The sequence below is a fragment of the Avibacterium sp. 20-132 genome (genome assembly GCF_023611925.1).
GTDB lineage: Bacteria > Pseudomonadota > Gammaproteobacteria > Enterobacterales > Pasteurellaceae > Avibacterium.
This window is the reverse complement of record NZ_CP091456.1, coordinates 1,454,425-1,466,614: the sequence shown is the minus strand read 5'-3', so window position 1 is coordinate 1,466,614 and position 12,190 is coordinate 1,454,425. Positions and strand designations below refer to the sequence as shown.

Annotated in this window: 9 protein-coding genes; 1 reads left to right on the top strand and 8 read right to left on the bottom strand. The window is 38.3% G+C overall.

Annotated elements, in window-relative coordinates; translation table 11 throughout:
• Window positions 1-14 precede the first annotated feature (14 nt).
• From ftsL to L4F93_RS06965, 7 genes are all read right to left on the bottom strand, one after another.
• Entirely contained in the window at window positions 15-335 is a 321-nt protein-coding gene (gene ftsL, locus L4F93_RS06995; RefSeq protein WP_250349629.1) for a cell division protein FtsL, read from the bottom strand.
• Between the two features lie 2 nt (window positions 336-337).
• A complete protein-coding gene (rsmH, locus tag L4F93_RS06990; RefSeq protein ID WP_250349628.1) occupies window positions 338-1,303 on the bottom strand; it encodes a 16S rRNA (cytosine(1402)-N(4))-methyltransferase RsmH in 966 nt (321 codons plus the stop codon).
• Window positions 1,304-1,416: 113 nt separating this feature from the next.
• On the bottom strand, window positions 1,417-1,875 hold the full coding sequence (gene mraZ / locus L4F93_RS06985; protein WP_115250036.1) for a division/cell wall cluster transcriptional repressor MraZ: 459 nt from the start codon (window positions 1,873-1,875) through the stop codon (window positions 1,417-1,419).
• A gap of 233 nt (window positions 1,876-2,108) precedes the next feature.
• Window positions 2,109-2,276, bottom strand: coding sequence for a DUF5363 domain-containing protein (locus tag L4F93_RS06980; RefSeq protein WP_250349627.1), 168 nt, complete (start codon window positions 2,274-2,276; stop codon window positions 2,109-2,111).
• A 46-nt stretch (window positions 2,277-2,322) separates the two neighbouring features.
• Complete coding sequence (locus L4F93_RS06975; RefSeq protein ID WP_250349626.1) at window positions 2,323-4,284, bottom strand: GNAT family N-acetyltransferase; 1,962 nt, start codon at window positions 4,282-4,284, stop codon at window positions 2,323-2,325.
• A 2-nt stretch (window positions 4,285-4,286) separates the two neighbouring features.
• Window positions 4,287-4,754, bottom strand: coding sequence for an rRNA maturation RNase YbeY (ybeY, locus tag L4F93_RS06970; RefSeq protein WP_250349625.1), 468 nt, complete (start codon window positions 4,752-4,754; stop codon window positions 4,287-4,289).
• Entirely contained in the window at window positions 4,751-5,854 is a 1,104-nt protein-coding gene (locus L4F93_RS06965; protein WP_250351653.1) for a PhoH family protein, read from the bottom strand. The genes ybeY and L4F93_RS06965 overlap by 4 nt, the downstream gene beginning before the upstream one ends.
• Window positions 5,855-6,138: 284 nt before the next feature.
• Between L4F93_RS06965 and L4F93_RS06960 the strand changes: the two genes are divergently transcribed.
• A complete protein-coding gene (locus L4F93_RS06960; protein WP_250349624.1) occupies window positions 6,139-10,716 on the top strand; it encodes an exo-alpha-sialidase in 4,578 nt (1,525 codons plus the stop codon).
• Window positions 10,717-10,765: 49 nt separating this feature from the next.
• On the opposite strand, the gene L4F93_RS06955 is transcribed toward L4F93_RS06960, so the two are convergent.
• The gene (locus L4F93_RS06955) at window positions 10,766-12,190 is read right to left on the bottom strand and encodes a GspE/PulE family protein (RefSeq protein WP_250349623.1); all 1,425 of its coding nucleotides are present in this window, start codon (window positions 12,188-12,190) and stop codon (window positions 10,766-10,768) included.

Genomic DNA, 12,190 nt, shown 5'->3' with positions numbered 1-12,190 from the left:
CCTTGCCCCTCAAATTATTCTAATAATAAAATTTCTTGTTCTGGCGAGATATGTTGCATTTGTAATTTCCCAGTTGCAATCGCCTCAACACGAGTATTATCACTTTGGGTTGCTTCTTCTAACTTTAAGTTTAAAAATTCATTTTCTAAGGCTTGGTGTTGTAGTACTAATTCGCCTTTTTCTGCAATCAGCCCACGCGTTTGGTGAGTAATCCAAATTGTGCTTAGCGCACTCACAATCACTAATGCCATTAACGCCATCAAGAGTTTGTTTGAGGCAAAAAGATCCTCGACAATAATGCTACGCAATGGATAGCGTTCTGAATTTTCAATCATTTTTATACCCTCTCCGCAATGCGCAGTACTGCACTCCTAGAGCGTGCATTTTGTGCAATTTCTTGTTCTGTTGGCATAATTGCTTTACCAATGGTTTTTAAGGTTTGACTACGCTGAATTTGATCTTCGCGCAATGGAAGGCCTTTTGGTAAACTTTCCCCCTTACTTTGCTTACGCATAAAATGCTTCACCATACGATCTTCTAGGGAATGGAAACTGATGATTGACAAACGTCCTTGTGGCGCTAACACTTGTAAAGCCCCGGTTAAAACACGCTCTAGCTCTTCGAATTCGGCATTAATAAAAATACGAATTGCCTGAAAACTGCGTGTTGCAGGATGTTTATGTTTATCCTTAAAAGGTACTGATTGAGCGATTAATTCAGCTAATTGCAAGGTACGATGCAGTGGCTCTGTGCCATTTTGACGTGCGTTTTTATTATAATTAACAATAGCTTGCGCAATACGCTTAGCGAACCGCTCTTCACCAAAGGTTTTCAGTACCCAAGCAAGATCTTGCTCTGAAACCTGTTGTAACCACTCTGCCGCTGATAAACCTTGCGTAGTATCCATTCGCATATCAAGTGGCCCATCTTTCATAAAGCTAAAACCGCGTTCTGCTTCATCTAATTGCGGTGAAGAAACGCCAAGGTCGAGCAAAATCCCATCAATTTTCCCAACTAAACCGAGTTTCTCGCAGATCTCAGGGATCGCTGAGAAACTCTGATGCTCAATCTGAAAACGCGGATCTTGAATTTGCTGTGCTGCTGCAATGGCGCGAGGATCGCGATCAATGGCTATTAATCTGCCATCTTGTGATAAGCGAGATAAGATCAGACGAGAATGACCACCACGCCCAAAGGTACCATCAATATAGATGCCTTTTTCTTTCAATGCCAAGCCGTCCACCGCTTCATTCAATAAAACGGTAAAATGTTCAGGTGAAGAAAAAAGGTTCTGCGCGTTCATAACTCGTTGTAAAATAATAAAAAATTAAATATTAAAATGAGATAATGCGGTGTACTCAAGTACACCGCTTATCTCTGCTAGTGCCGCTGCGCTTGCTGGAAGTTCATCTTCTCTTATAACGACAGCGTAATTAATTCAGGGGATTGAGCAAGCTGCCCACTTGCACCGAGGGCCATATCTTGTTGAATTTGAGCTTGCCATTCTACATCGCTCCAAATTTCAAATTTATTTAACTGACCCACTAACATTGTGCTTTTTTCCAGTTTTGCGTGCTGGCGTAATGGCGCGCTAATCAAAATTCGCCCTACGCTGTCAAGCTCACATTCCGTAGCATAACCGAGCATCACACGCTGTAAACTGCGTTGCACAGGATCAAAATTCGACAAACTTAATAACTTTTGCTCAACAATTTCCCATTCATCTAGAGGATAAAGTAGCAAGCAAGGTTGGCGAATATCTACCGTGCAAACCATTTGACCATTATTTTTTTCTAGGATCTCTGCGCGATAACGGGTAGGAATGGCAAGCCGTCCCTTTGAATCCAAATTTACCGATGATGCGCCACGAAACATTGTTTGAGATCTCTTGGTTAAAAATAAGTGCGGTTGTTTTTTACAGATTTTTTGCAGTTTTTACCACAAAACACCACTTTTTACCACTTATGCGTAAGTTTAGTATTAGTTTGACTAAGTTGCAAGCAATTTGATCCTGCCTTATGTAAAGATTTGTCTATTTCAGGCAAAAAGAAAGCCATTTGAGAAAGCCCCAAATGGCATTGTAAAAAATGCAAGATCGCGATCGGATCTTAAGAATTGGTTTTCTGATCCTTTTCTACTTTTTTCGGTGGTTCATCATCAAATTTCACCACCGGCACACAACTACGACAAGCCCCTTGATCAACCCCCAATTCTTTGCAAAATTCGCTATATTTATCCCATAATCTGCGTAACACGCCTTTTGGCTGATTATCCATTTTTCCTCCTATATCGCTATTGTTCCTTGGTGTGATTTATCTCTTATCATAAAAGAATTTTTTGCTTTTGCAATAACCGTTTTATTTCTTCCCGACAACCTTGCAACCATTTTTTTTTACCGGTTAAAGGCAACATTTTCATTTCACAATAATGCGCTAACAATGGCATATTTTGTGGGCTAACTTGTGCAAGTAAACGCTGAATAGCTGGTACTGTGCTGGCAAGATTTCGCTGATAATAAGCAAAATAATATAATGCTTTCTTATCTGCTTCCGTTAATTTCTTATCCTGTTCTACACTTATAAATTGCGCTGCTAAAGGATGAAAAGATAGCCCAATATTACGCTGAAATGCTAGCACCAATTCGTTACAAAACTGTTTTCCTACCACACTCTTTCCTTTTAGTGCTATTGCGGTATAACAACCGCTACTCGCCTCTTTATGCTCGCCTAAATAAACCAGCTCAAAACCACATTTTTGCCAAAAATAAGCTAATTCTGCTGAATAACCAAAACTTACAGAAAGAAAATCGCTCTCACTATGCGCTATCACTTGTGAAATTAATCTCGTACCGATCCCTTGATGTTGCCATTTTGGTTGTACCGCAATGCGTGAAATGCGGGTAGAAGTCAGTTTACAGGCGGCTTCATTCAAACTAGCTTGACACAATATTTGCGCCACTAAATTCCCTTTTGGACGACGAATACCTTGCATTATTCCTTCAAGCACAGCCCTATCTTGCATTCCGCCTTCCTGCAATAACCAAACCGCCCCTAACAAATCGTCCTTTGCTTTCGCCAATAAAAATTGCTGATCTTTACCATCAAGTAAACGCCGTAAATCAGTGGGAGAGGTTTTGTAATGCGCAAGAGTAAGCAAGCCATAGAGCGCTTGATATTGCGCTTGTTGGAAAAGGCTCAAGCTATTATGCCAATAAAACTGTAACGCTGAATTTGGTTGGAAATTTGGCTGTACTAAGTTGTTTTCTGCCTCTAATAAAAGAAGATCAGCAATAAAAGGCTCAATAAGATCATCTTCACGCCAGCGTAACGGCGTGTTTAGCTCAAAATGTTGCAAAGTGCGGTGATTTTTTTGCATAAATTTAAACAAAAAACCACGTCCTGTTCCTTCATAGCTTTGGATTGTCGTCGTGCATAAAATCGCGTGAAAATGAGAGGTTAGCTGCATTAATAACGGCAGAGGGATCATTGCGGCTTCATCAATAATCAGCCAATATTGGGTAAATTTATCTGGATTTTGTTGTACTTGCTGAGCGAGATCATCTGGGGCAATAAAAGGCAAATCCTTCTGGGCAAAATCTTGTAAAATTTGCACCGCACTTTTATTCGGTGCGGTGAGAATAACCTTGTCTAAATGAGTAGCAAATAATCCCGCCAATGCCGATTTTCCTCGTCCACGTTTGGCGGTGATGACATTGATCTCTTTTGGTTGATCCAATAACCGCTGTAAAATATGTTGTTGATCTTGGGTAGCTGAATAAACCAGTTCTACCACTTCGCTCACTGGCTTATAGGGCTCTGGTAAAAATAACGCGTTATTGTGCTGCTGGTAAACAGGAAAACCATACTCTCGCACTTTTTGTTGCATAAATTGTACAAAATTTGGCGTGGGAATACCTTGTGGAACCCCGCTCCAACGTAGGCTATCTAAATCAATTTGGGTGGCTAAATGTTGCCAATGATGACACAATATATAAAGCTGTCCGTCTGCTTGTAGGGTGCCAGCTGCAATCGCAAGCGTATCCAAATTTAGGCTTTGTCTAGCATCATAAATAATCAGCGAATGTTCACGTCCAAGCTGATTTTTCGCTTTACTAAAAGGAATTAACTTAATCTTTTCAATGGCGAAAAGTGCGCTAGAATTTTCATCGAAAAAAAGCACCGCACTTTGCGTTTCAAAGCGTTCTAAATAAGAGAATAACGGAGAAAGTTGTGCCTGTAACCACTCATTTTCTCCAACCAAGAAACAAAGCTGACGGGGTTGCAAGGCTAGCCTTTTTCCATTAAATAAGGATCGGCAAAGCCCAATTCTTGCATTATTTCCGTTTCAAGGCTTTCCATTTCTTCTGCCTCATCATCTTCAATATGATCATAACCAAGTAAATGCAAACAACCGTGAACCACCATATGCGCCCAGTGAGCCATTAAAGGTTTGTCCTGTTCTTTGGCTTCACGTTCCACCACTTGACGGCAAATCACTAAATCGCCGAGCAATGGCAATTCCACTTCTTCAGGACATTCAAAAGGAAAAGAAAGCACGTTAGTGGGATAATCTTTGCCACGATAAGTAGCGTTTAACATTTGGCTTTCGGCTTCGTCCACCACACGAATGGTGATCTCTGGTTGTAGGTTTTCTGCTTGTACTGCCGCCGTTGCCCATTGTTGAAATTGCTGTTCTGTCGGCAAATTTTCTAGCTCTTGTGAGGCAATTTGTAAATCAACGATCACATCTTTCATTCTGTTTCTTCTCGTTCTAAAGCTTGTTGTTTGGATTGTTCTTGCTGACGCTGTAAGGTGCGTTCTTGGCGGCGAATTTCTTCTTGTTCGTCCCATTTATCATACGCCTGTACCACTTTAGCGACCACTGGATGACGCACAATATCTTTACTATCAAAATAATTAAAGCTCAATTCCGGCACATTTTCTAGCACTTCAATGGCGTGGCGTAAGCCTGATTTTTGGCTACGTGGCAAATCAATTTGCGTAATATCGCCCGTAATTACCGCTTTAGAATTAAACCCAATACGGGTTAAAAACATTTTCATCTGCTCTGTTGTGGTGTTTTGGCTTTCGTCTAAAATAATAAAACTATCATTTAGCGTACGTCCACGCATATAGGCAAGCGGTGCAATTTCAATGACATTGCGTTCCATTAACTTTTGTACTTTTTCAAAGCCTAACATCTCAAACAAGGCATCATAGAGCGGTCGTAAATATGGCTCAATTTTTTGCCCTAAATCGCCGGGTAAAAACCCCAATTTTTCCCCAGCTTCCACTGCTGGACGAGTGAGCAAAATACGGCGAACTTCTTGTCGTTCTAAGGCTTCTACCGCCGCTGCGACAGCTAAGAATGTTTTTCCGGTTCCAGCAGGCCCAATCCCAAAGCTAATGTCGTAACGTAAAATATTATGCAAATACTGAATTTGATTTGCGCCACGCGGTTTAATCAAACCACGTTTTGTTTTAATGGTGGTTTGATACACTTTTGGCACCGCATTCTGCTCTGCTAGCTCCGTATCTTCTTGTAATAATATTCGATTTTCCTGAATAGCTAAATGCACATCAGACAAATCAATTTCTTTCACTACGCCACGTACTGGAGCGGTTTCCAAATACAAGGCTTGGATCAATGTCGCTACTTTATCTAATAATTTAGCGTGGTGAGATTTAGGGTGAGAATCTTTCGATTTTAGCGTAAAAGTAAAATTACGCCGTGCAATATCTAAGAAAAATTCTTTTTCAATTAACTGGATATTTTCATCAAATGTCCCACACAGTGCCTGTAAACGGGCATTATCTTGCGGTTCAAGGGTAAAAGTTTCACTTATTTCGTTTATTGGATTGGACAAATTGTGTTCCTTTCTATTTTTGTTTTTCAGGTTACAGCCAACATCATTTGATTGTTAGTTGGCATATTATCACGTTTTAAATACAGGCTCTAATGCTCTTTGAGAAATTCTCGCTTTATAGAAATGCGAGAGATCTCTCATTTTTAATCGAAAGTAAAGATGATTCTGTGAAGAGCATCACGAAGTAAAATGTTATTGATTTACTTCATTACGGAGTGAAAATATCATCTGGTTTGAGCTATTTTCTCTTCCACTCAAAATAAGGATGCCCTATGAAAAAAACAACATTGGCAGCTTTAATCTCTTCGTGCTTTATCAGCCAATATGCCATGGCGAGTAGCGAAGGAATCTTAGATTTCAAATCCAATACTGAACTTTTCAAACCGCTTAATATCACGGAAACCTTTGCTAAAAATGACGTATTCAATTTAGAAAATGGTTCATTAACTTTTGGTTTTAAAACTAATGGTGGTGATAATGTTTATTCTCTCTTAGGCGCCTCAACATTAGGCGGGCCTGCAAACCACTACATTAATTTCTATATGTTAAGGAAACAGGGTACGGATACCTTTGGCTTGGAGTTAAGAAATAATAACCACTATCTAATTCAAAATGCTTTACTTGCTGCCAATGTCAATAATCAAAATAAAGATTATCAAACGATTACTTACACTTTTGATAAAACAAATAATCAAATTAAAATTTATGTCAATGGTGAATTAAAGCAAACACACAATAATTCTAAATTTTTCAAAGATATTGAAAATTTAAATATTGCTTATTTAGGGAAAACCCCAAGAAGTACTGGTAATGAAATGCAGTTTAGTGGAAACATTTATTCTGCTGGAGTGACCGAACACGTCTTGTCAGAAGAAAAAATTAAAGCGTTACACCAAGAATTAGCAGATACTTATCACCGAAACGAAATTGAAAATGTGGATAAATATCGTGCTTCAGGCGCAATGCTAACGGAAAAAAACGCCCTCTTTCAACCCAATCAAGATGACGCAAGAAACTATCGTATTCCCTCTTTACTCACCACACAAAATGGCGTTGTGATTGCAGCAATTGATAAACGTTGGCAACATTCTGCGGACTGGGGAAATATTGATACCGCAATCCGCCGCAGTTTTGATGGTGGTTTAACTTGGCAAAAAAGCCAAACCGTGATTGACCTTGCTAGTCAGTCTTATGGTGATCAAAATTCCGCATTCTTAATCGATCCTCTTATGGTGCAAGATAAACGCAATGGACGTGTCTTTATGATTGTAGATATGTTTCCTGAAACACGCGGTTTCTTTGGGATCAAAAATCAAAATGCAGAAGGCTCAGGTTATAAAAATATTAATGGGAAATATTATCAATTATTAACTGATGAATATAATAATCGTTATACCATTCGTGAAAACGGTATTGTTTATAATGATAAAAATAAACCAACTGATTATCGTGTAGTAATTAATGGCAATCCTGAACTGGCATTTAAAGATCTTGGTGATTTATATCAAGGTAATACACGCTTAGGCAATATTTATTTACAGACTAAAAATCCAGATAATGACAGCGCACCACTTAAATCAACCATCACCAGCAATTTATGGCTAACTTATAGTGGTAATGATGGTGAAACTTGGTCTAATCCTGTCAATATTAATGCTCAAGTAAAAGCGGATTGGATGCGTTTTATGGGAACAGGTCCAGGAACAGGAATTCAACTGAAAGATGGTTCTTTAGTAATGCCTGTTTACTATACGAATAATAACAATAAACAAGCGGCTGCTGTCATCATCAGTAAAGACGGCGGAAAAACTTGGGAACGTGGCGAATCACCAATTGATAGCCGATTTGCAGCACAAGGCGGATCCCGTCTTCTTGACGGTACTTACGGTTATGAAATTACCGAATCCCAAGTGATTGAGTTAGACAATGGACAATTAAAACTCTTTTCCCGTGTCACACCACATAATCGTGTTCATATTTCCACTAGCTATGACGGTGGTTACACTTGGGAAAAAGAGGCTATTTTAGACGATGTGCTATTAGAACCTTATTGTCAACTTTCAGTGATTAAATATTCCAAACGAATTAATGGCAAAGAACATATCCTTTTTGCCAACCCACACTCAAACAAACGCGCCAATGGGAAAGTCTGGCTCGGAGAAGTGCAAGAAGATGGCTCTATCGAATGGAAATATACCACCACGATTACACCAAACAATTATGCTTATAGCAGCTTAACGGAATTACCAAACGGAGATATTGGATTACTCTATGAAGGTGCAGAAGGTAAAATCGAATTTGTGCGTTTAAATATTCAAGAGCTTGTATGGCAAAATAATATCCTACACCGAGATAAACGAAATACGCCATTTGAATATGATCGTAATAGCACGGTGGCGGAAACGTTCTATAAAATTGGTGATGGAGAAATAATTAAAATTGGTGAAGGAATTAATCCGGCTAAAATCATTGTTAATGAAGGCACCTTAGGTTTAAAACAGCAGGAAAAAGATGGTAAAGTTCAAGCCTATTCTGAAATCATTGTAAATCCTGAAGGTACAGTCAAATTATATGGAGAAAACCAAATTAAATCCGAAAGCCTCAGCTTGAATAAAGGCACATTTGACTTAAATGGAAATAATTTCACCATCGCAAATGGCGATGATAACGGGCTGCAAGCTAGAACAATTAACGGTAATATTATAAACAGCAATACAAGCAAAACCAGCACACTCAACTATTTACAATCTGGAATAAGAAAAATTAAGGGTGAAATACTCGGTGATGAGCAGGGTAAATTAAATTTTTCTTATAAACCGACCGCACTTAATAATAACCAACTGACCTTAGAAACGAATTCGACATTAAATGAACTTAACATCAATCAAGGTAAAATAATTTATGCCTCAAACACGTCACATTTAACGCATAATGCAAATTTAGCAAATAATGCAACATTAAGCATAAAAGATAATGTGATTGCTCGTTTTAATACAATTACACTTGATGACACAAGCCAAATTAATGCCGACATTAACACCAACCAAACAAGCCATTTATTTGCTGATACACAAGGCACAGGTACACTCAGCAAAAATGGAGATGGAACATTATATTTAATTGGACAACTCAATCACACAGGAAAAACTTTGTTAAATCAAGGGGTAACTATTTTAGAGGGAGAATTAAATCATTCTCCATTATATATCCAAGAAAATGCGAGTTTAATGGGAAATGGCGTAATTCATTCACATACGTATTGGAAAACCAATGCCCACATTATGCCAAATAATACCCCACAATTAAATCACACGACAAACGGAGATAAATCCACCAATACTGATTTCCAACCTAAAACACTCTCCTTTGCAGATGTAAACAATGAAGGCGCGGTTATTACGTTAAATGTAGATAACGTTTCCGAAGATATGACAAAATGGCGCTCTGATCAGGTTCTGATTAATGGTGATTTAACTACCACACAAGCAATTCCAGTGAACATTAACTTACGTAATAGCCATATTGGTCGCTCAGATACCAATGAAAATAATCGTTATGATGCGAATGAGGGGATCTCGCTAATTCAAGTAAAAGGAGAAACCAGTCGTATTGATGCCTTCAACTTGGCTAAAGTGGTTCACAATGATGAAAGCCATATTCATCGCTATGCCTTAGTCAGCATTGAAAAAGGTGCGACTACGGCAAGTGAAAATCACTTTGGTACAAATAATAATGATTTCTACGATTATCGATTGCAAACCTTATTAGTTAATGAAAAAGGCGAAACACTATCACCAATCATAAAAGCATCTCAAAAACCACCAAAAGGGGTAATAACTAAACCTGATCACACCACAACACCTACTTTGCCAACGGCAAGTACTAATACGGCAGTAACACCGTCTGCAAATCAAAATGAGGAATTAACAGGAAGAACAGCAACCTATCGCGCTGCACTAAATAGTCAAGTCCCTGCCTATTTGATAACTAATTTAGCTTTGCTAGAGCATAGTTATATGCAGACTCAAACCTTTACACAGAACATTACGCAAGACACAAAAAACTTCTATGTTTTACAGCAACATCGTAAAGCTTCTTATGATAGCAATCTTGGCTTTACTGATTATGGATATGGATACAAATCCACTACGAACAGCACGTTATTTGGGGGAAAACTTGATCTCAATGATAAACACCCTCTTCACTTAGGGCTTGCGTTGAGTAAATTCTCAATCGAACCAAAAACCACAAAAATTGAAGGAAGCAGCTCTGCAAAATACAAGTCTGTCGGCTTATTGTTCACATTAGAAAATAAACTTACTGAGCAAAGCTATATTAATATCAGTGGAAACTATCAATATGTAAGAGGTAAAATTTCGACTTCACAACATAAAGATTTAGCTAAAGTGAGAGGTCATTCCTGGGGGATTGGAACAGAAATGGGTTATCATTTCTTATTAAATGAAATCCGTTTAACGCCAATTATGGCTTTACAATACCAACGTAGTAAAGCCAAGATTGAAGATCATACTTTCAGTTGGAATATTAATAATGATCGACAAGCTATTTTCACTCAACAAATCGGTGGTGAAATTGCGTGGAAATTATTAAAGTTCCGTGCGATGTATGAACACAATACAGGAAATACCCCAACTTTAACCCTCAATGATGGAACAACCCAGCAATATAAAACGGGTAAATTAGGTAACGCATTATTATTCTCTGCCAGTGCAGGTTATGATATTACGCAAAATCTAAATATCAGTGCACAAATTAGCCATAGAACATCGCTTTCTGATTATGGGCTAAAACAAACTTATTTTGCGGGTAAATTAACCTATCGTTTCTAATAGACTAACCTCTGAAGTGAGAGAAAAGCTATCATTTCTCTCACTTTTTTTATTTATCCATCCGTTTCCCTAATACTCGTTCTACCTCAGCTAAATCTGTTATTCCTTCTTTTACTTTCTCCAATCCACTTTCTCGTAGGGAAGCATAATCCGTTTGATAGGAACGTTCCCCATTATAAAAGTGCGGTTGTAAAAATTGGTAAATGCCACTGCGCCCTTTATAGCCTTGATAGCAATCGCAATCTTTAGTCAAATGATGACATTTCTTTCGTACCAATCGCTGTGCAATAACAAGCAATAGACTATTGTCAATTTCGTGCTGTTGGATACCAAGTTGCAACAAACGAGAGATCGCTGAATGTGCATCATTCGTATGCAATGTAGAAAGTACTAAATGCCCTGTTTGTGCGGCACGCAAGGCAATTGAAGCACTTTCTGCATCACGAATTTCACCAAGCATAATGATATCGGGGTCTTGCCTTAAAAAAGTGCGTAATAGGCGATTAAAGTCAAGCCCAATTTGGGGATTAATTTGTGTTTGGATAATGCCCGGTAGCTCGATTTCAATGGGATCTTCTGCGGTGAGAATATGTTTTTCTGACTGATTTAACCACTCAAGTGCGGTATAAAGGGTGATACTTTTTCCGCTCCCTGTTGGGCCTGTAACCAAAATCAAACCTTGGGGTTGAGAAAGTGCTTGCTGTAACGTTTGCTGCTGTACACTAGTCATACCTAATTCAGAGAAGTCAAAATTTACTGGCTTATTTTTTTGTAATCGGAGTACAGCTTTTTCTCCTTGATGCGTTGGTAAAGTAGATAAACGAAAATCTAATACATCAGAAAAAGTAGTTTTAAAATGAAAACGTCCATCTTGTGGTAGACGCGTTTCACTAATATCTAATTTCGCCAGTAGCTTCAAACGTGAAATTAACCGCTTTGCTAAGGTTTTAGGTAACGCCTGTTGACATTGCAAAACCCCATCAATTCTAAAACGAACTTGTAACGCCATTACTTGAGGTTCAAGATGAATATCAGAAGCATTGTGTTGTAATGCAAGTTCAAAAAGATGATCTAGTTGCCTGATGACCGGCTCATCTAGCTCTGCTTGATTTTGCTCCATTTCTTCATTATTTACGACATAAAAACTAGATACATCTTCTACATTATGATTCTGTACTTGTGGCGTAAGTTTTTGCAATATTGCTTTTAGCTGAGCATTGTCTAACAGTATAGGCTCAATGAGTTTTCCAGTTAAAAAGGAAAATACTTCACATGCCGAGATATTTTTTAAATCATCAATAGCAAGCCATAGCGTTTGTAAATCTTCTTGAATAGGGCAAGCAAAATAACGTAATAAAATTTCCTTATTTTGTTTATTCTTTTGCCATAACTTTGGTGATAATCTAAATTCTTCCCCATTATTAGATATAACTAAAATCTCTTCTTCTCGAATTTGTTCTTCAACACTCATCAT

Excerpts from the sequence above, each read along its gene's own strand:
- ybeY (WP_250349625.1), bottom strand. The coding sequence starts at position 4,754 with ATGAAAGATGTGATCGTTGATTTACAAATTGCCTCACAAGAGCTAGAA.
- L4F93_RS06955 (WP_250349623.1), bottom strand. The coding sequence starts at position 12,190 with ATGATGAGTGTTGAAGAACAAATTCGAGAAGAAGAGATTTTAGTTATA.
- ftsL (WP_250349629.1), bottom strand. The coding sequence starts at position 335 with ATGATTGAAAATTCAGAACGCTATCCATTGCGTAGCATTATTGTCGAG.
- mraZ (WP_115250036.1), bottom strand. The coding sequence starts at position 1,875 with ATGTTTCGTGGCGCATCATCGGTAAATTTGGATTCAAAGGGACGGCTT.
- L4F93_RS06980 (WP_250349627.1), bottom strand. The coding sequence starts at position 2,276 with ATGGATAATCAGCCAAAAGGCGTGTTACGCAGATTATGGGATAAATAT.
- L4F93_RS06960 (WP_250349624.1), top strand. The coding sequence starts at position 6,139 with ATGAAAAAAACAACATTGGCAGCTTTAATCTCTTCGTGCTTTATCAGC.
- rsmH (WP_250349628.1), bottom strand. The coding sequence starts at position 1,303 with ATGAACGCGCAGAACCTTTTTTCTTCACCTGAACATTTTACCGTTTTA.